The sequence below is a fragment of the Shewanella sairae genome, assembly GCF_023283535.1.
In the GTDB taxonomy this organism is placed as follows: domain Bacteria; phylum Pseudomonadota; class Gammaproteobacteria; order Enterobacterales; family Shewanellaceae; genus Shewanella; species Shewanella sairae.
The window spans coordinates 96,018-116,294 of the sequence record NZ_JAKILT010000007.1; the positions used below are offsets into that span (position 1 = coordinate 96,018).

The 20,277-nt window shown below is 43.3% G+C and carries 21 protein-coding genes; 19 read left to right on the forward strand and 2 right to left on the reverse strand.

Features of this window, described 5'->3' with window-relative positions; translation table 11 throughout:
• The first annotated feature begins 452 nt into the window (after nt 1-452).
• From L2748_RS04550 to L2748_RS04600, 11 genes are all read left to right on the forward strand, one after another.
• Complete coding sequence (locus tag L2748_RS04550; RefSeq protein ID WP_220780516.1) at nt 453-2,483, forward strand: multiheme c-type cytochrome; 2,031 nt, start codon at nt 453-455, stop codon at nt 2,481-2,483.
• Nucleotides 2,484-2,549: 66 nt separating this feature from the next.
• Nucleotides 2,550-2,978: a rhodanese-like domain-containing protein gene (locus tag L2748_RS04555; protein ID WP_220780517.1), complete on the forward strand. Its 429-nt coding sequence runs from the start codon at nt 2,550-2,552 to the stop codon at nt 2,976-2,978.
• 42 nt (nt 2,979-3,020) lie between these two features.
• On the forward strand, nt 3,021-3,824 hold the full coding sequence (locus tag L2748_RS04560; RefSeq protein WP_220780518.1) for an FKBP-type peptidyl-prolyl cis-trans isomerase: 804 nt from the start codon (nt 3,021-3,023) through the stop codon (nt 3,822-3,824).
• 31 nt (nt 3,825-3,855) lie between these two features.
• Nucleotides 3,856-4,593, forward strand: coding sequence for a tetratricopeptide repeat protein (locus L2748_RS04565; protein ID WP_220780519.1), 738 nt, complete (start codon nt 3,856-3,858; stop codon nt 4,591-4,593).
• A gap of 78 nt (nt 4,594-4,671) precedes the next feature.
• On the forward strand, nt 4,672-5,379 hold the full coding sequence (locus tag L2748_RS04570; RefSeq protein WP_220780520.1) for a 4Fe-4S dicluster domain-containing protein: 708 nt from the start codon (nt 4,672-4,674) through the stop codon (nt 5,377-5,379).
• A gap of 2 nt (nt 5,380-5,381) precedes the next feature.
• Nucleotides 5,382-6,329, forward strand: coding sequence for an NrfD/PsrC family molybdoenzyme membrane anchor subunit (gene nrfD, locus L2748_RS04575; RefSeq protein ID WP_220780521.1), 948 nt, complete (start codon nt 5,382-5,384; stop codon nt 6,327-6,329).
• Nucleotides 6,330-6,647: 318 nt separating this feature from the next.
• Complete coding sequence (locus L2748_RS04580; RefSeq protein ID WP_220780522.1) at nt 6,648-7,136, forward strand: nitrous oxide reductase accessory protein NosL; 489 nt, start codon at nt 6,648-6,650, stop codon at nt 7,134-7,136.
• A gap of 67 nt (nt 7,137-7,203) precedes the next feature.
• Nucleotides 7,204-8,520 carry a nitrous oxide reductase family maturation protein NosD gene (nosD, locus tag L2748_RS04585; RefSeq protein ID WP_220780523.1) on the forward strand — a complete coding sequence of 439 codons (1,317 nt, stop codon included), beginning with the start codon at nt 7,204-7,206 and terminating at the stop codon, nt 8,518-8,520.
• Between the two features lie 59 nt (nt 8,521-8,579).
• Entirely contained in the window at nt 8,580-9,488 is a 909-nt protein-coding gene (locus L2748_RS04590) for an ABC transporter ATP-binding protein (protein WP_220780541.1), read from the forward strand.
• Between the two features lies 1 nt (nt 9,489).
• On the forward strand, nt 9,490-10,335 hold the full coding sequence (locus tag L2748_RS04595) for an ABC transporter permease (protein WP_220780524.1): 846 nt from the start codon (nt 9,490-9,492) through the stop codon (nt 10,333-10,335).
• Between the two features lie 226 nt (nt 10,336-10,561).
• The gene (locus L2748_RS04600; protein WP_220780525.1) at nt 10,562-11,845 is read left to right on the forward strand and encodes a winged helix-turn-helix domain-containing protein; all 1,284 of its coding nucleotides are present in this window, start codon (nt 10,562-10,564) and stop codon (nt 11,843-11,845) included.
• Nucleotides 11,846-12,158: 313 nt separating this feature from the next.
• Here L2748_RS04600 and L2748_RS04605 read toward each other — a convergent pair whose 3' ends face one another.
• Complete coding sequence (locus L2748_RS04605; protein ID WP_220780526.1) at nt 12,159-12,329, reverse strand: hypothetical protein; 171 nt, start codon at nt 12,327-12,329, stop codon at nt 12,159-12,161.
• Nucleotides 12,330-12,427: 98 nt separating this feature from the next.
• Between L2748_RS04605 and L2748_RS04610 the strand changes: the two genes are divergently transcribed.
• From L2748_RS04610 to L2748_RS04645, 8 genes are all read left to right on the forward strand, one after another.
• Nucleotides 12,428-12,607 (forward strand): hypothetical protein, encoded by a 180-nt coding sequence (locus L2748_RS04610; protein ID WP_220780527.1) that lies wholly within the window; start codon nt 12,428-12,430, stop codon nt 12,605-12,607.
• A gap of 105 nt (nt 12,608-12,712) precedes the next feature.
• Nucleotides 12,713-13,087: a hypothetical protein gene (locus L2748_RS04615; RefSeq protein WP_220780528.1), complete on the forward strand. Its 375-nt coding sequence runs from the start codon at nt 12,713-12,715 to the stop codon at nt 13,085-13,087.
• A gap of 78 nt (nt 13,088-13,165) precedes the next feature.
• The gene (locus L2748_RS04620) at nt 13,166-13,849 is read left to right on the forward strand and encodes a lysozyme inhibitor LprI family protein (RefSeq protein ID WP_246616121.1); all 684 of its coding nucleotides are present in this window, start codon (nt 13,166-13,168) and stop codon (nt 13,847-13,849) included.
• Between the two features lie 262 nt (nt 13,850-14,111).
• A complete protein-coding gene (locus tag L2748_RS04625; RefSeq protein ID WP_220780530.1) occupies nt 14,112-14,288 on the forward strand; it encodes a DUF6435 family protein in 177 nt (58 codons plus the stop codon).
• A 351-nt stretch (nt 14,289-14,639) separates the two neighbouring features.
• Nucleotides 14,640-16,226 (forward strand): hypothetical protein, encoded by a 1,587-nt coding sequence (locus L2748_RS04630; protein WP_220780531.1) that lies wholly within the window; start codon nt 14,640-14,642, stop codon nt 16,224-16,226.
• Nucleotides 16,227-16,313: 87 nt separating this feature from the next.
• On the forward strand, nt 16,314-17,291 hold the full coding sequence (locus tag L2748_RS04635; protein ID WP_220780532.1) for a transposase: 978 nt from the start codon (nt 16,314-16,316) through the stop codon (nt 17,289-17,291).
• Nucleotides 17,292-17,517: 226 nt separating this feature from the next.
• On the forward strand, nt 17,518-18,075 hold the full coding sequence (locus L2748_RS04640; RefSeq protein WP_220780533.1) for an imm11 family protein: 558 nt from the start codon (nt 17,518-17,520) through the stop codon (nt 18,073-18,075).
• A 158-nt stretch (nt 18,076-18,233) separates the two neighbouring features.
• Nucleotides 18,234-18,404, forward strand: coding sequence for a DUF6435 family protein (locus L2748_RS04645; RefSeq protein WP_220780534.1), 171 nt, complete (start codon nt 18,234-18,236; stop codon nt 18,402-18,404).
• Between the two features lie 748 nt (nt 18,405-19,152).
• Here the strand turns inward: L2748_RS04645 and L2748_RS04660 are convergent.
• Nucleotides 19,153-19,965 (reverse strand): sulfite exporter TauE/SafE family protein, encoded by an 813-nt coding sequence (locus L2748_RS04660; protein ID WP_220780535.1) that lies wholly within the window; start codon nt 19,963-19,965, stop codon nt 19,153-19,155.
• Nucleotides 19,966-20,277: the final 312 nt, after the last annotated feature.

Here is a 20,277-nt window from a genome sequence, read left to right on the forward strand (position 1 = left end):
TTAACTGTTTAATCTTGCCTGCTCATTTATTCATCGCAATGCGTTGAGCTTTCTTTATATAAAGCTACTTTAAAGCCATTTTATCTAAGGGTAGGTTATATTAGCGATGTGTTTTGTGACCTTCCTATCCTTTATAAGACCAAGTCTCTCTTCTGATATTTTTTCACGTGTAAACGGGGTGTTTTTAGGTTCTTTTAGATATCAAAAAATGCTATCACAAGTGAAAAACACCGCTTTTAAATTCGTGTATCCTTATGTTTTTGAATCATTTTTAGTGATTTTTTACTATCTGCGATTTTCGAGATCTCATTTCTTGCTGTAGCGCGTATTTTTTGCAAAAAAGATGTGGAAAATAGCTGCAACTCAATTGTTCAGTTGTTCGGCTAAACAAGAGAGTGCCTTAGTTGAATGATGATGAAAATACTATAACTAGGTTATAACTAGGAGTGATGATGAAAAGTTGGAAACTTAAAGCAGTCGCAAGCGTACTGTTTTGTTTCGGCGCAATAGGTAACGCTAGTGCTGCTGGTGATAAGTACAATAGCATCCCAGAAATGGGTGCATCTGCTAAGAATGCAATTGCAAACTATGCGGGTACAGAAAGAACGATAGGTGTTAAATCACTACACGATTATATTGTTCAAGAAGATGAGTTATTTGATTTCTTATTTCAAAACCATCCAATGTTCAAATATCAAGAAGAAGGTAACTTAATTGGTGATTACCATATTAGTGACCGTGGTGAAGAATATTTAGATACCGGCGGAAGCCAGGCATACAGCAAGCGTGTTGGTCGTCCAAGTGCTGTTCAGTACCGTCTAGGTGCTAAATCAACATTGGATTTCCCAAACAACTTCGTAGGTCCAGAGAAGTGTGCTGAATGTCACGCGACTCAATATGAAAAATGGCAACGTTCGCGCCACGCTAACGTAGTGCGTTTCCCAAGTGAAATTACCGATAAAGAAGTACCAAACGGTGATTTGAATGCCAAGTTATACGGTAGTGAAGCATCAATGCTACCAGACGGTGTTCGTGCTAATGATGTTTACGCAATCATCGGTACACCTCGTACTAAGTACGGTTTCCTAGATTCATGGTTAGTACGCGGTACTTACCACGTTCGTGACGGTCTACTATCTGAAGGTACCGGTAAAATGGTAGCCGGTGGTAACCAGTTCTCTCGCGGTTGGGCTGAATGGTTAACGCCAGAGATGGCCAAGAAAATTAATAAAGCAATTCCAGAGTTCCCAGTAACACTAGAAGAGTTTGGCGCTTCAGGCTCACACCAGTGGGGTATGACTTCATACGGTGCTAAGTACGAAAAAGAGATGCTGTTCCAGCCTGGTAGTTCTTACTGTGAAATGTGTCACACGTACAAGTTCGACTTCCAAAATAAAGAAGAGTTCTTTGATGCACTTGGCGATGCTAAGAAGCTACAAGAGCACACTATCTCTAAAGGTATTGCTTGTGAAGAATGTCATGGCGCGGGCGGTCACTTAGATGGCGGTACGGGTGGCATGCAGTCTAACTGTGAACGTTGTCACCAGCGCTTCTTCTTCGTTGACGCACTAGCTGATACTGAACAAGCTCAAGAGAAAATGGAATACGCATTCGGCGTATACATGAAGTCTGCTTGTCCATCTTGTGGTACTGAAGGTTCACAGATGTTTGCTTCTGCTCACTACGAGAAAGGCATGCGTTGTACAACTTGTCACGATCCGCATGAAGTAACAGATGGCGATTTCCTATCTGGTTTCTCTACACCAAAGCTGAAGAAAGACTGTGTTGACTGTCACGAAGCGCAAGCAACGATTGCTGACAATACTGACACTCACAGCAACCAAACTTGTCAAAGCTGTCACATGCCAAACATGGGTAGCTGTGAGAACTTCGCTGCAATCCAGTTCCCAGACAACGCAGGTTTTGACGCGGTTCGTCGTACTCACATGTGGAAGATTGATATCGACCCAGAGCGTAAGACACTTAACCCACCTGAAGGTCAGCCACGTGATTCAAGCGTGAAAGGTTGGACTGTTGCTAAGAACGAAGACGGTCATAACTACTTAGACTTAATGTGGACTTGTGCTCGTACAGCGATTTCTGACAAAGACGTAGTGGATAACAAGGGTTGTCATAGCCCATTCCAGTCTGAGCTAGAAGTTGGCCTACATTACGACGACCAGATGGAAATCTACGGTGAAGTAATGAAGATGCAAAAGCCTGTTAAAGAGGTGTTTGCTCAAGTTGAACAAGCTCTTGAGCGTATCGATATGCTACTAGAAGTGACTAAGCTGTCTACTGCTGACAAGACTGAAGTCCTAATGCTAGCTGAGAAAGCACAAGAAACGATTGAACTAATTAAAGAAGATGGTTCATGGGGTGTTCATGGCTTCCGCTACAGCCAGAAGCGTCTAGACGCAGCACTAACCTATGTTACCCAAGCTCAAAACATTCTTGATGGTGTTGGTTACAGCGCTAAATAAATGTAATTGAGTTAATACCGACCTCAACCTAGGCGTACTTAGGTTGAGGTAACAAAGAGAGAAATTATGAATAGAGTACTGGGAAGTGTCGTTTTCACCGTCTTGTTATCAATGCTATCAACAGGCAGTTATGCCGGTGGTGGTGAAGAGATGGGCCCGGCTAAATATTATGCTGAACCGCTACAAACGGTGACCATGATGGAAGCACAAACCTTAGTGGGCAAAGAGGGAGTTTACTTCTTTGATGTCAACACCTTGGAATTATGGGCAGAAGGATTCATTCCAGGCGCTGTTTATTTCAACGTAAAAAATTGGAAAGACTTGCTGCCAAAAAACAAAGACGCACTCATGGTTTTCTACTGTGCAAACCGTCTTTGTAATGCCAGTGAAATTGCTGCTCGACACGTGATGAAATTGGGTTACACCAATGTTCTACAAATGCCAGATGGGATCTACGGCTGGCGTTTAGCGAATCGAGTAACAGAAAAGCCATAACGGATTATGTAATTTTATTTTTAGTTTAGTGAGATTGATTGTATGAAAAAGCTTAAAAAAAGTGTCTTGGCCGTTGTGTCTTGTCTAACCCTTTCAGTGTCTGCGTCGTGTTTTGCTTCTAGCGACTTGAGTACTGACGTTGAGAAGGAATCGTACAGCATAGGCGCATCATTTGGTCACCATATCTCTAGTCAGGTATATGGCCAGTCTCAGTTAGGTGCAGAAGTTGATATGGCTCAGGTCGTTAATGGTTTACTCGATGCTTTGAAAGATGAGACAAAAATGTCTAAAGAGGAAATCGTTACTTACCTTAACCAACGCGCTGAAACGCTTAATGCTGCGAGGCAAGCTAAGTTAGATGCACTGACTGCTAAGAACTTAGCAGCGGGTGAAGCTTTCATGGCTGAAAATGCTAAGAACAGCGATGTTAAGCAAACTGAATCAGGTCTGCAATATGAAGTGATCACCATGGGTGACGGCGCGATGCCTGCGGGCAATGACGTTGTTACTGTGCATTACAAAGGCACCTTGATTGATGGTACTGAGTTTGACAGCACTTATGATCGTGACGAACCTAATCGTTTCTCTTTAGTTACCGTAATTGAAGGCTGGCAAGAAGCCCTTGCTCTTATGCCTCAAGGGTCAAAATTTAAATTAACAGTTCCACCTGCACTTGCTTACGGTGACCGTGTTGTCGGCATGATCCAACCTCACTCGACATTGGTATTTGAGGTTGAATTAGTCAAAGTTGAAGCGCCTGGTGAAGGTGCTCACGGCATGGGACTAAGTGGCATGGGTATGGGTGGCATGATGGGCGGCTCTATGGGCGCCAATCCACACAAATAAATTTGATATTAATTATTGATATAGAGCCAAGATGAACACGTTACTTATTAGTATTTCAATTATCTTATTCTGTTCGTTCGCGTACCTTTTTTGTCATCATATTAATTTTGACTCTAAGCTTGCCGAACTTGAAAAAGATGTTGGAGATATCTTTGGCTCTAATTTAAACATCAGCTTAAATGATGTTAAAGCAAGCAATAATTACAACTTTGGGTTTATCGGTTTATTTTTTGTCAGTGTTTCTGTTTTGCTTTATTTAACCATTGGTAGCTATCAAAAATTAGATTCGGCTAAAGCTGATTATAATATTGATTATTTACTGGTTGCTGAGATTAATAAAAGCCAGAAACTTGCTCAAGATAATCCCGGAGAACCACTGGTCTTGTTAGGGCTCGCTCAGTCATATATTGATGGCGGTTTGTACAATGACGCAATCGGAGCATTAGAACAGTTACTTGTAATTGATAGTGAAAACAGCCAAGCCTTAGGGCTTAAAGCAACATCTATGTATTACCGAGATGATCGTGTAATCAACATGGAGACTTCTTTAGTGATTGCGAGGGCGCTAACTCTACATCATGAAGAATTAAATACCCGCTTATTATTGGCTAACGATGCTTACCTTAACGGTAAATATCAAAAAGCGATTGATAACTGGAATATTGCTTTAACCAATAAAGTGCAAGTTGTTAATCGAGAAGCTATTAACTTTGCAATTAATAAATCTACGCAGAAATTAACTCAGGTTAAATCCGTCGTTGCTAATTAATACCTAATTTAACGACCAGAAAAAATATTAAATTATAAAAATTACGTGTCGGTTTCAAACCGATTATCGGAGGATGCTGTGAGTGAAAATCTAGAGAGACGGAGGTTCCTGAAAGGTCTTGGAGCCAGCTCTTTGATATTAGCACCGCTAGGGTGCAGCTCGGTCAAAGAAAAGGAAAGTGCCAACACACCGCATTATGTAATGGTTTTCGACCAGAACAAATGTGTCGGTTGTGGTGAGTGTAAGGATGCCTGTAACAAGGCGAATCACTTACCTGAAGGCAAGTCTCGACTACTAATGGAACAGCAATCAGGCGCAGTTGAAGGTCAGCCTTGCCCGCATTGTGGCAAAACAACGGGTTGTGGTTGTGAACGTAAGTTCGTCCGTGTTTCATGTCAACAATGTAAAAACGCACCATGCGTAACAGTTTGTCCTACGGGCGCGGCTCATCGCGATCCTAAGACGGGCATTGTGACCATGGACGCGGCGAAATGTGCTGGTTGTAAGTACTGTATTGGTGCTTGTCCGTACGATGCGCGTTTCATCAACAAAGAAACTGATGTTGCCGATAACTGTGACTTCTGCCTAAACAGCAAACTTGCCATTGGCGAGCTACCTGCTTGTGTGCAGCAGTGTCGTTATGACGCACTTATCTTTGGTGATGCAAACGATCCGACTTCATATGTGAGTAAGTTATTAGCTGTGAAGGACTCGGTGCGTATTAAGCCAGGTTTTGGTACAGAACCTAGCTTGCGTTACATACCTATTGTGAAGTTAGGAGTGTAATCATGGACGGTAATATTGAATTTACAATGGGCCTTTCACAAGGCATCGCTTGGCCTTGGCCAATTGCGGTTTACCTGTTCTTTGCTGGTATCTCTGGCGGCGCACTATCGGTTGCTTTGTTCATTCGTTTCTATAAAAAGCAAACTGAAAACACACCTTTTTTAAAGGCGGCGTCTTTAGTTTCATTAGTAACGATTGCACTGGGTATGATCTGTTTGGTTTTAGACTTAACTAATCCGCTGTTCTTCTGGCGTATTTTGGTGTTCTACAACCTAAACTCAGTGATGTCAGTGGGTGTTATTGCGTTATCTGCATACATTCCATTAGTTGCGCTAGTGACCTTGTTTGCAATGGAAGAAGAGATCAAAGCTTATAAGCCTTTGAACTTCTTACTGCCTATTATCGACAAGTTACGTGGCCTACGTTCGCCATCTGAAAAAGCAGTACTTGTACTTGCTATGTCAGTGTGTGCTTATACCGGCTTCTTGATCTCAGCGTTAATCCGTTTCCCAATTATCAATACTTCAGTATTGCCTGCGCTATTTGTTGCGTCGGGTCTTTCTGCGGGTGCTGCAGCTGCGAAAATGATTGCAGTATCAGTATTCAAAGAAGACTTACACAGCAAAGATATGCACACATTGCACGCCATTGAGTGGCCGGTAATGGCAGCTGAAGCCCTGTTCCTATTCATGATTATCATGTCTTTGGCTACAGGTAATGCAGGTGCACAAGCGGCATTCGCTGGTTTCCATACCGGTGTGTGGGCGAACGTGTTCTGGATTGGTGTTGTGGGTATTGGTTTTGTTGGTCCATTACTGCTTAACTTTGCCACAGGTAAAGCCTTTAGCCATTCAGCTAAAGCCTTCTACATGTCTGGCATATGTGCAGTAGTAGGCATGATGTGCTTGCGTATGTTTGTGATTTACGCCGGCCAGTTAAATGCCATTTAGTCTTTTGTTATTAGGCGCTTGTTAGTTTCCCCGAGTTAACAAAGCCTTTGAGAGCATTGACAAAATGTAGACAGTTAGCGGTCGCTCTGGTTAGCGAGTTAGGATGACTAGCACATCCAGAGTGACCAATAACTCGATACAAAGAACGTTAGTTCTAGCAAGCGGTAATACGGGCTGTTGAGTGCTTCCCTATGGTACGCAATGGCACATACGCCGAGCTCTGTTTGAACTAACTGCGAGTAAGCTAGCCCTTTGATATGCCGCCCTGCAAGGCTATCGAAGGGCTAGCCTGAAAGCATGATTGAATCTGGAGACACAATGAAAAAGCTAATCTGTTTGTTATTTCTTTTGCCCTTTTTAAATGCATGCAGCGATAGCAGCGCTGATGCTACTCAATATACGGCTCAGGCTATTCATGATCATGACCGCTGCCACCTTTGCGGCATGATGATAACTAAGTACCCTGGTCCAAAAGGCCAAGTACACCTTAAAGGTCAAACCCAGGTTCCCAAGTTTTGCTCAACCCGCGATATGTTTAACTTCGCACTACAGAGCGAAAACAAACGCCAAATTGAAGCCTTATTTGTCCATGACGCTGGGGCGACTGATTGGCAAAAGCCAACAGATGATGCCTTTGTTGATGCCAAGACCGCTTGGTATGTATACGGCACCAGTAAAAAAGCGGTTATGGGGCCAGCAGTGGCAAGCTTTAAGCAGCAAGCAGATGCGACTAAATTTGCCGAAGAGTTCGGTGGCGCAGTGCTAGCTTATGACAAGATTACCATAGCGTTATTAGCCGGCGAATAATCGTTTTATCCCTTATTAAATAACCTCAAAGGTAAGTGACTACTTACCTTTGAGGTTGAAGTTACCTATGAATACAGTCACATCTGGCGTCAATTTTCGTTTGTTTTATCGCACCGCTAAGCAGCTTTGTGTTAGCGCAGGGATAGGATTACTGCTTTGTCCGGCAAGCTTTGCTGCTAACTACTCTGTACACGACAGTGACTCGCTGACCCAGCAATTAAAAACCGTTAGCGCCGGCGATACTGTCTCCTTGCAAGCGGGCAATTACTTAGGCCATTTTGAAATCCATCAGCCTATTCAGCTTATTGGTGAACCGGGCGCCGTTATTGATGCCAAGGGCACTGGCAGCGCTATCAGTGTGTTTAGCTCAGATGTGAGTTTAACCAGTTTAAAAATCCAGAATTGGGGCGGCGACTTATACGAGCTCAATGCTGGCATCTTAATTAAAGAGCAAGCACAGCGAGTGCGTATTGAATCAAGCAAGCTGCAAGGTGATGGTTTTGGTATCTACGCCGAAAACACCAGCCATATTACCGTTGCCAATAACGTCATTACCGGTAATGGCAGGCTTTATAAGCTCGACAGGGGCGATGGCGTTTACCTTAAAGGGGTTGATGTTTCAGTCATCCACGACAACCAAATTTCAGATGTGAGAGACGGCGTTTACCTAGAAACCAGCACTAATAGCTTAGTGTTTGATAACCGCTTTCACTCGGCGCAATACGGCATTCATTACATGTACACCAAACATGATGAAGCCTACGGTAATCAGGTGAATAATGTCGATGGTGGCTACGCCATCATGAGCTCAGAGTTTGTTAATCTGCATCAAAATCAGGCTGCAAATACCCTAGATTTTGGCGTACTGCTTAATATCAGTAACCACTGTATCGTCAGCAACAATCGTATGAGTCTAGGGCATAACCCACAAGGCACACCAGAGCTTGGCAACGAAGGGAAAGGTATTTTTATCTACGGCGCCCGCGACAATGAAATTACCTATAACTTATTTTCAACCAGCGATATTGGCATCTATATGGCGATGGGCGGTGAGAAGAATAAGGTTTACGGCAACCAGTTTGTGAATAACAAGACCCAAGTCAAGTACGTTGGCGACGCCTTATTAGAGTGGAGTCATGATGGGCGTGGCAATTACTGGAGTGGTTATATGGGCTGGGACACCAACCATGATGGCATTGCCGATAAAGCTTATCGTCCAAACGACAATCTGGACAAATTGTTTTGGCTTTACCCAGAGGCGCGATTCTTAATGAACAGCCCGGTGGTAGCACTGCTGCGCTGGGTGCAAGGTCAGTTTGAATTTGGTCCGGCTACCGGCATCATCGATAGTTTTCCGCTGTTAACCACTGACAGGGAGCTGTAAACATGGGTCAGTACACCGCAGTTAATTTGCCTTTTGAACACAATAATACAGGAAGCGTGATGGTTCCCCCGTCAATTAAGCTAACCGATGTTAGCCTACAATATAACGATTTTACCGCACTCAATAACGTCAGCTTTGAGGTCAACGCCGGACAAACCATGGCACTACTAGGCCACAACGGCGCCGGTAAATCGAGCTTAATTAAAGTGATTCTAGGGCTGATTTCACCTACCGTCGGTAAGGCCGAAGTGATGGGGCAGAGCGCTTACACCAATCACCAACAAAATTGCGTCGACATCGGTTACTTGCCTGAAGATGTGAGCTTTTACGACAAGCTCAGTGGGCGGGAAGTATTAAGCTACTTTGGCGCCCTAAAAGGCGTTAACCAAGCGCGTATCGAGTCGCTAATTGAAGAGTTTGGTTTAGGTTATGCGCAGCATCGTCAATTGAAAACCTATTCAAAAGGCATGAAGCAGCGTTTAGGCGTGGCACAGGCCATTTTGTCTGAGCCTAAAATCCTGCTGCTTGACGAGCCAACCGTCGGACTTGACCCTCAAGCGTCACAATTTCTTTATGGCAAAATTAATCAGCTAAAACAGTCTGGTTGTGCGGTGGTGATTTCAACTCATGAATTGTCACTGGTTGAAGCGCATTTAGATATTGCGCTTATCATGGCAAAAGGGCAGCGCCGAGCATTAGGCAGCTGCAGCGAGCTGAGTAAAGCCAGCGCGTTAAAGATCACCATTGGCTTTAGCGAGTTGAGCGAGCGGGTTAAAACCAACGCTTATTTGCAGCAGTTTTATGATCAAGGCTTATTGCAGTTTAGCGCCATGCATAAGGCTGACATCATTAAACATCTGGTTACCCAATGCCAAATATTCGACTTTGAAATTAAACAGCCAAGACTCGAAGACATTTACCACGATTTAATGGGGCAATCTCTACGCTCCCCAGCTGAGCAATCTTAAAATGTATATAAACAAACTTACCTCGCCAATTTTGATTATCGCTTATAAAGAGATTTGCGACAGTTCACGTAACCGCTGGTTAGCCTTTATGGGAAGCATGTTTTTATTGCTTTCGTTGAGTGTGAGTTTTGCGGGTAGCGCGGTGACTGGCAGTTTATATTTGCCTGAAATCGACGCCTTAATGAGCAGTCTATCTACTATCTCAGTGTTTATTATCCCGTTAGCCGCGATTCTACTCAGCTATGACGCTTTTGTTGGCGAAGACGAGTCTGGCACCTTGTTACTGTTATTGTCTTATCCGTTAACTCGCATGCAGATCTTATTTGGCAAACTGCTTGGGCATATGACCGTTATGCTGCTTGCTACAGGGGTCGCTTTTGGCATCACCGCAGTGCTGCTTTTGCTACTTGGCGAGCATTATCATAAAGCGGATCTGATTAGCGCATTCGTGCAGTTCTTGGTAAGCAGTAACTTGCTAGCCCTGACCTTTATTTTGATCAGCTATATTGTCAGTTTAAAAAGCACTGAAAAAGCCAAGGCGATAGGTGGATTACTGCTGGTTTGGTTTTTGTTTGTGCTGATTTACGATCTTATTTTACTGACTATTTTGGTATCAGATTTCTCGTTCGCCAATCAGTACGTTATCAATGCGCTTATCGCGATGAGCCCAACCGACCTTTACCGTGCAATTAACCTAGTGGCTATCGATGGCAATAGCGCCAGCGGCAGTCTAACTATGCTCGCAAGCTCAGACTGGGGCTTAGCAAGTATGTACGCATTATTGTTTGCGTGGATCGGCACGCTGACAGCGATTTCTCACCGAATATTTAAGCATAAGCCGCTTTAGGCTGGTTTAGTTAATGCTGATGAAAGTGATATTACGCCGAAAAAAACATTATTACTAAAGAGGTAATATCACTCATTTATAAAACTGTGAACATTAGCGGAAAATGATGTGCATGCTTGGACTGTTTTGCGCCAATAATCACATTCTACTTAAGTACTTAGCTGTAGAATCCGCGAGGTTTAATACCCAATACATCGATAAGTAGAATAAATAGAAGAGGTTAATTGTGTTGAAAATTACTCCTTATTTGGAGTTGGATACAGAGGCTAACCAGCTTGTTGACCATATGAGCGGTAAGAAAGTGATTTTGACTTTCTCTGAGTCAGCCGTATTACATCGCCTGTTACTATCCTCTAAGCCTGTTTGTTCAAAAGAAGAACTGCTCAGTGCTGGCTGGCCCGATCGCGTGGTGGCCGTCACCTCATTAACGCAATGTATTAGTACCCTGCGTAAAAAGCTCGATCCTTACCGAGAAGTACAACTTAAAACCATCGCCCGTCGCGGTTATCAGCTGCATATTTCGACTCAGTCACATGTAAAAATGCTAGCGGTAAATGACGCTGAGTCAATGAAGGCAGCATTTTTCGATGTGTCTCTACTGGTTAAAATATCAGGCATTGTGGTTGCTTTGCTATTGCTCGTTATGGCGTGGTATTTCAGTGACTACCACAAGATTAAACAGAATTTAGCCAGCTGGACGGTGCAAGATAATTTTGAGCTGCAAGTGGGCAGCTTAAAAGGCAGTGGTAAGCTGTTATACAAAGACGATGCGCCGCACTTGCATCCGTTTATGTGGGAAAAACACCTGCAGCCAGACACTAACTTTTTAACCTGCTACGAAGACTTTTATGCGTTTGCGGCGACCGACGGTGCAAATTATTCGATGGCACTGTGTCCAGGTGAAGATGAAGCGCAGTGTGCAGGTAAGGGATTGATAAACTTAACTTCTGTCGACTCAGATCCAGCAGATCTTAACTTAAAAGAGTTTGTTGAGTTATCAACCGCGATGGAGCAGCGCATTCGTTATAACCGGGTAATGCTGCCAGAAAGTACCGACACCAGCGGCGCATTCCTCGAGCATAACTACCAAGCGGATGTGTATTTTCCGGTTAAGGATGAGCTACTTATTCGCGCCGATATTAATATGTCGCTGATTTACGATTCAGACGACACCGGCGAGTTTTACTCCTCTACCTGTATAACCGACCAAGACTGTTTAACCACGCCGATTAAGTACAAGTTGCGCGGTAAGTTTAAGCAGTATTCCGGCATGATTGATGACTTAAACGTGGATATTTTCCAGGTTAAGGTTGAGCAAAAAGATTTGATAAAGCCGGATAAGTTAAATGACTCGGCAGTGCGTTTTTATCGCGATTTACGTAAACGCGATATTAAGGATGAAGAGTTGTATTTTATCCGTGTGCATCAAGATCATAAAACCGCGGTGTGGACTATCCCGCTGTTTGGGCAAGTTACGGCTTGGTACCATTATGAGAGATTCGATATTTAGGCTCATATCGAGCTGAGCTGGTTGAGCTTGGCGTGTTTGTTGAGTGCAGAGTATCACTTTGGAAGCCCACGGTTATGTGGGCTTTTTTGTGCCCATTTTTTGCGTGTAGCTCTGCTGCTGAGCTTTGTTGGTGTAGAACAATCCAACTGTGTTTGATAAAGGTCGTGGCTGTGCCACCTATCAGGCTGCGCCTGATAAACGTCGTGGGATTCCATCCCACACCCGGGCAAGGAGGACTGCTCGTCCTTATCCTCCTTGCATCCACCATGACGCCCCGACGAAGTTGTAGATCCTCAGTCATTTTCTAAAATCGCTACCGCCTCATATTCGCCGTCCATGGCTCACCTAAGGCTATCTCGTCATCCATGACTCGCTCACGCGATTTGTCTTCAATGACCTCGGCAACTTCGATGGGGAGTGGTGCTTTCTGTGAGTACAGTATTACGCCGAGAACATCATCTATTTCTGTATTATAAAAGCACATTCGCTGTATTATTATGTCAGAAATATTAGGTGTTACTATTTAAAACAATGATTTATAATTATTTTGAGTCAAATTCGTTATCTAACAAGGATGCCATTATGAGTGAAGAAATTAGCATAGAACACCATGGTGAAACCATAACTGCTTCTTACACAGTTTTTGAAGATACGCTTCATGTTTACCTTCCCGATGGTAGCACTAGAGTAACGGAGCTACGCGGCTTAGATAGCGAGTCTTCAGCGAGGATGCATCTAAAAATGTATGTAAAAAGATCCTAGTAAGTAGTTCATAAGGGAAAAAGTAGTTGGCCGTTCTTTTATCGTTAATTTAGGGCAACAACTTTTCATTTTTAATGAGGCGTTAACAGGCTTGGAGGTTGAGCTTTGAACTTTAAAGATATTTTGTATTTAGATGTAGAATTTATATCTTCTATGTATGAAGAGGTTGAGGGGGAATCTCCCTCTGTTCAATTAACTAAAACAGAAAGTATGAATGCTGGAATTAAAGCCTTGTTCGCCTCCGTTGGAGTTAGAGCTTCGGAAACTAAATCATTCAACATTTCCACAGCTGCAATGTTGAAAAAACTTTCAAAAGAGCTTGAAGCCTTTCCTCTGTTTGATAATCAATCACACGACAAAGCAACACCGTCTAAATACGTTAAAATTTCTGGTTCACTATTTGCGACATTTAAAAGTTGGGTCAGTAAAAGTTGGGTCAGAGTAAACTATTCAAAAACCGACTCTCATAGGCCTTGTTGAGTTGATTGCTTATCAACTGAGATTATGAGACAACCCCATATTAGATAATAGGATGATAAATATAGGGTTAAACAAGTGATGAACCTCAAGCTAATCACTCTACTGGCATGTCTGCTCGGGTATTCAAGTTTCGGGTATGCAGCCAGTTTCGATTGCACTAAAGCCAAGGCTAACATTGAAAAGCAGATCTGTGCTGATGATGAGCTGAGTAAGCTAGACACCGAGTTAATGGCTGCTTACAAACTGTATCGAGCCCAGCTTACTGATAATGACAAATTGCAGCTAAAACATTCGCAAAGAACTTGGCTTAAACAGCGCAATAAAGATTGCAGTGATAATACTCCAGCTTGTAAAGATGTTTACCAGCGACGCATTACAGAACTGTTAATGCAAGTATCTGAAGGTAAACAGCTTTCAGTTAAAGACTATTATCAGCATTGTAATATGCGAACCATTTATAGCTCCTACGGCCAACGCTTAAAGTATTATTGTGAGTCATACCCTAAAGACTTCTTTAAAGCGCCGGGGGTTATCTCTGACACTAAGCTTGAAATGATCGACGGTGATAATATCTGGACAGTTTCAATAGCGCCGGGCAACCGCGTTACCATGGGTAATCAAATCACCTCAGGCACTTATCACTCTGTGTCTTCTCACAGACTGTACTTTGATAAAAATAGCAATGACTGGCGCACGTTAGAGACATTTATCGCCGTGCCTGAAGATTGCGTGGCTTATTCATCACAAGGCATATCAAAGTAAAAATGCGAGTAGAGGAAGATAGTGACTCAATGAAGCCGAGCTAGCCTCACAAACAAGCGGAGTTTGCTTATTTATAAGCTCTCGCGCCGCTTGTTTTAGCTATGTGGTAAATGCCGTCATCTAAATGTCTATTTTAACTGCTAAGTTAATCCTTTCTTACCTCTTCGACGTATAGCTATGGACAAATCACATCGTCCGGTAAGTGTTAAAGCAATTGCCTGTCTGAGCAATAGACTAAACACCAGAGTTAATGGGGTAACTAATGTTTTCAATATTTAAACGAGATCCTGCCAAGAAACTTAAAAAGCTATATTTTGCCAAGCTTGAGCAAGCGATGTTTGCGCAGCGAAATGGTGATATCAAAACGTACTCTGAACTCACCGCCGAGGCGGATGAAATCGATAAGCAAATATCCAATCTCAACAATTCGCCAAGCTAAGCTCACCACGATAAAGTTCACCACGTTAAAGTTTACTAAGCTCAAGCTCACTAACTTCGCCGAACTGCCAAAATCTCCAGCAAATAACAGATTGATTGAGCATTAATGGAGGCTTATCAAAACTGCTGACATAGGGTCACAGTTTGCCTGAGATTAGCGCCTTTTGTATTTTACGAACTTTTAATTTTTGCAAAGCCATTGATATCTATCAGAGTAGTACTTACCCTGATGCGCAATATTATGCTCTGAATAAACCTTGTTTATGTTGGCGAACGGCTGTTGCTGATTCAGGTTCAGGCTGATTGTCTTGAGAAAAACGAAATTCTAGTAAGAAATCCTACAAGGAAAAGTATGCGTTATTACATAGAACAGGCTGTAAGTTCTCCAAGCCCGGGACTGAGGATTATTGAGCGTCACCAAGATGGCAGCGAGACGGTTATCTGGTATTTGCAAACTCAGCATAGTCATCTTATTTTGCAAGAGGTTCAAGGCGAGCATCTGCTGCTGGGGGACTGGGACGGCAAGTTCAGCCGCTTTCATATTCCTAGCCAAAGCTTGACCCACACTCAACAGCTGACGGGTAAAGTAAGCATTGGTGCTGTTCTTTCTCGTGGTGGTTTTGCCATTATGGTGGCCATGAACAATGAAAATGACTACGGCATTCCGACCTTGGTTCGCTTAGATTGCAATAACCTGTCTATCCTCAGTGACTTCAGAATACCATTTGAGCTCAACGATGAAGATGACGAAGAGGATGAAGAGGATGAAGATAGCGAACTAGACACTGACGATGATGAAGAGTTTGAGCCTCAGATAGACTGCTATACCCTCGATGTTTATCGCCCAACAGAACCAATAGCAGGGCAGCTGTGGTTGTATGCATGTAATACCAATTCAAACTGGGAGAACGCCACGGCGCATGAATTTTATCGATTGGATTTGCTGGCGCAGCAAGAGTCTTTGCTTCCCCTACCTGGAGTAGGTAACGCTAACAATGACTTGTGCATGCCAGCATTGAATTTGACCGCCAACCTTGGTGTCATGCTGAGTTGGGAGGCGGCCCCTGTCATAGCGCAAAGTGCTGAACACAATGGCGAACAAGCGATTCAACTGCAGCTAGAACTGTTTGATATCGAGCTGTGCGAGGTTATTCGTAAACTACCGCTGCGTACATACAGCTTTGAGCAGTTGCAACAGCGTAGTGTCGACATTGATATATTGCAGGAAGGCCCAGAAGAGGATGCTGAGCAATATTTCGAGGAGTTAGCAGATCTTTATGAAGAGCTGAAAGAGATGCGCTGGCAGGAAGATAAGCTGCTGCTGACCTTTGAAGATCAAAGTCTATTACTCGATATTAACGGTCATGCTGAGCTATTTACTGCAGCAAGCAAACCTGCAAATAGTCATCCAGATATAAAGCGCAGTTACTTGCCTGAGGCAATATTGGCTGAACAGTTGGCAGGTTGTCATCCGATTAAAACTGATGACATTCCACAGGCGATGCAGCAAATGCTAGCGCTCTGTAAAGATGTCGGTTCAGCAAGCTATGGCGATCTGTTCTCATTCGCTCTAGTCGACAGCGCAGGCAATAAGGTGGAACCCACACCATTCTACCAACAAGCAGTACAGCAACATGCTGAACTTATGCAGGAAATGGTCGCCAACTATTGTGATTATCTGGACACCACTAGATTAAAAAACAATTTGTGGGAAGGGGATTATTGTACGGGCTCTTTATGCCATGTTGTCTATGCCCTGGCATCCACAGGGGATGTTACTAAGCTGCCGTTAATTAATCGCTTTGTCAGCTTTATTGATACCGACCATGAGAGTTTTGTCAGAGATGATTTACTCCCTAAGTTAGCTGTTGTATTTGATGAAAACTTGCCTTTAGTGCAGAACATCAGAGGCTGGTATGAGGACGACTGGGAATCATAGAGACTGGGAATCATAGACACCCACGATAAATGGCATGTTTGTATACCTCTTACTAAGCTTTAGTTATTGCTGAAGTAGGAGGTGGTTATGCCCCGCGCTAGAAGTACGCTAATTAGTCTTGAAGACACGCCTTATTATCATTGCTGTAGCCGGGTAGTGCGTCGAGCATTCTTGTGTGGTGATGATAAATACACAGGCAAGAATTACGACCATCGTCGTGGTTGGGTTGAGGCTCAGATACTCAAGTTAACAGAGATATTTGCCATCGATGTTGCGGCCTATGCTGTGATGAGTAATCACTTGCATGTAGTGCTTTATATCGATTTAGAAACCGTTAATCGTTGGTCAGATAGAGAGGTAGTTGAACAGTGGCACAAACTGTTTAATGGTACTGACTTAAGTCAGAAGTTTGCTAAAGGTGATGTGGTAGAGGCGTGTATGGTTGCTACACTCAAGCACCAGATAGCGACATATCGCTCACGCCTCTGTGATATCAGCTGGTTTATGCGTTGTTTAAATGAGCCTATAGCTAGACAAGCTAATTATGAAGACAACTGCACAGGCCATTTCTGGGAGGGGCGATTCAAGAGCCAAGCATTGCTCGATGAAGCAGCAGTGCTTGCTTGTATGGCTTATGTAGAGCTCAATCCTATTCGTGCCAAGATGGCGAAAACACCAGAGAAATCGGACTACACTAGCTTAAAATTAAGAGTTCATGCGGCTCTAAAAGGTAAGCAGCCTGCTAAATTGCTGCCCTTCATTGGCAACGAGAAAAAATATCAACCAAAAGGAATTAATTTTTCACTACAAGATTATTTAATGCTTGTAGATGAAACTGGCAAAATCATACGTGATGATAAGCGAGGAGCCGTTTCTCCTAGCGCAGAAAAGATATTGGATAGGCTGAATATTCCAAGTGATAACTGGCTTAAAATTACCACTGAGTTCGGCAAACTTTTTCTTGGTCCGGTTGGTTCACTGCAGGAGTTAACTCATTACTGCGACCACCTAGATAAGCGACGACGGCACTTCGCGAATAGTTGCCAGTATCTACAAGTTGGCTAATAAATTCTAAACTAATTACTCGTTTTATCGTTCTATCACGGTTGTTTTCCTACGCTCTTTTTTTAGGTTTTCTGCTCAAATCACATCTGTTTTACCCTGTTAATCATTAGACTTCTTGTTTGGCATCAAATAATGCTTCATCTCATATTTATAGTTCGAGTAAGGCTTCGTTATAACAGTTATATTGTTGATTATTAATGGGTGGCAATCTATAAAAAAGCAATTAATGATTAACCAAGAATATTACGTTTGGGCTGAAGACTGTCAGTTTGGCTTGCTTGATGCCGCTAATGAGTTGACTGAAATCGTGCAAAATAAAAGAGAATTGCTGTCGGTTGATGAGATTTTAGCGTACAGGATAACGACTAAAGGTGACAGTGAACAGTTAGCCGATGTTTATTACTCACCCAAGTTTTTATTGAGTGAAAAACTGTACGCTCTGCTGCGTTCGTTTGATTTACCGTATGTGCAATTTATCGTTGCCAATATTGACCAGAAATCTGAACAGTTTTACCTATTGAAAGTCATCAACTTTATTTCGTTGATTGATGAGAAAAAGTCAAAAGTGACCATCATAAGAGGCAATATAAAAAACCTTGATAGATTCTTGCTGTCAGATGAGCTTTCCAATATCGAACTCAGTCAAAGGTTGATATTTAAAGTCGGTCACAGCCCTGTGACTGTTGTGCACAAATCTATCGTCGATAGCTTAGCGACCCATAATCTATTGGGGGTGCAATTTATTCCAGTAACAGCTTGGAGTGCTTGGGCTGGTGCAAGATAAGCTGCATCTTTGAGCGTAGCTTAATGATTTTGGCTGTTAAGTTAATCCATTCTTACTCATTCAGCGTATAGCAAACCACTGTACAAAATTGGCTGCAATCAGCAATTGCAGCAGTGTCTAAGCTGCAGAGCAAATGTGAGAATCAATGGAGATAGCCAGTGTTTTCAATATTTAAACGAGATCCCGCTAAGAAACTTAAAAAGCAGTATTTTGCTAAGCTTGAACAAGCGATGCTTGCACAGAGAAAAGGTGATATCAGAACCTACTCGCTACTCACGGCAGAAGCGGGTGAAATTGATAAGCAAATATCGAACCTGATGCAGCCATAAGCTAAAAAGCTTCAAAACAGCTGACGATTTTGCGAGTGTATTAAGCTGTAAAGCCCTGTGCTAGTGAGAAATGGGCGCTGCCTGGGCTGATATTACCGACTAAGCCAATAAACAGCGCGATGGCAATAACCCCGGCAGTGCAGGGTCATGATTGCCACTGTTTTCGGAAATCTTAGCAAAAATACATATTGGCAGCGATGGCTAGCAATAAGCCCGCGAAAACCTTTTTGATTAACGGCACGGGTAAGCTCGCAGTGGCTTTAGCGTCTATCTAACAGTGCGGTAAACCAAGAGTTGCACAAAATACCGAGTAACGCCGGTAAATAGACGAAGCTGCAAAGCACTGTGCTAGTGAGAAATGTGCGCTGTCTGGGCTGATATTGCCTATTAAGCCAATAAACAGCGCGATGGCAATAACCCCGGCAGTGCAGGGCTATGATTGCCATCGTTTTCAGAAATCTTAGCCAAAATACATATTCACGGCGATAACCAACAATAAGCATGCGAAGATCTTCTTAATCAGCGGTATGGGTAAGCTAGCAGTGGCTTTAGCGTCTATCTAACAGTGCGGTAAACCAAGAGGTGCACAAAATACCGAGTAACGCCGGTAAATAGACGAAGCTGCAAAATCCTGTGCTAGTGAGAAATGGGCGCTGTCTGGGCTGATATTACCCATTGATCCAATAAACAGCGCGATGGCAATAACCCTGACAGTGCAGGGTCATGATTGCCATTGTTTTCGGAAATCTTAGCCAAAATACATATTGGCAGCGATAGCTAGCAATAAGCCCGCGAAAACCTTTTTGATTAATGGTACAGGTAAGCTCGCAGTGGCTTTGGCACCTAAAGGCGCGGTAAACCAAGAGGTGCAAACAATGCCGAGCAGTGCCGGCAAATAGACGAAGCCTGCAAAACCATCTGTTAGTGAGAAATGTGCGCTGCCAGAGGTGATGTAACCAATAGAACCGAACAGTGCAATGACAATGCCGCAGGCTGAGGCGCAGCCGATGGCTTTTTTCATATCGATGGAGAAAAAGGTCAGCAAAGGCACCAAGAGTGCGCCGCCGCCAATGCCTATCATGGCGGATAAAGCGCCGGTAATGGTGGTGAAAAAAGTGAGTAAACCTTTGTTGGGCATTTGCCGTTTGTTTTCCGTGTCAGTTTTGGTGCTGCTGTAAACCATCTTTAATGCGATAAGCACGACGCTTACCGCAAACACCAAGCGTACGGTTTTTTCGGGGAGCAGTGCTGCCACAAAACCGCTAATCAGTGCACCAAGCGCAACTCCCGCCATGATCCAAGGGGCAGTTTTCCAGGGCACATTGCCATTTTTGTGGTGCGCAATTGCCGATGAGGTTGAAGTAAAGAGTATCGATGCCAGCGAGGTAGCAATCGCGGCGATGACCACTTGCTCGGGGGCGAGTACTTCAAAGTGAAGCAATATTGCACTGAGTACAGGTACAATAATTAATCCGCCACCTATGCCTAGCAGCCCGGCCAAAAAGCCGACAACGCTGCCTAGTAGCGCGCAATATAAAATTAATAACAGCAACTCACTCATGCAATTTATCCCTTCATCGAATTTAGTGGATTATGACGCGACATCAATTAAATTGTGATGCAGTTAATTTAAGTTATGCACGGCTTAGGGCGGCTAATATAACTGACTCCTGCTTTAATTTTCAAAGAAATACAACATGAATATCCCTCATGTTACAGGTGAATTTAAAGCGTTATTCATCTTGTACTTAACTCGGTATAAATAACACTCAAATGGCGACGTTAACCAGCAATTTCTATTTTGTAGCTAACGGCATCATAGACGCACATCAGCAATGCCAGTGAGGCGACTGACTGAGAATAAGTACAGGAT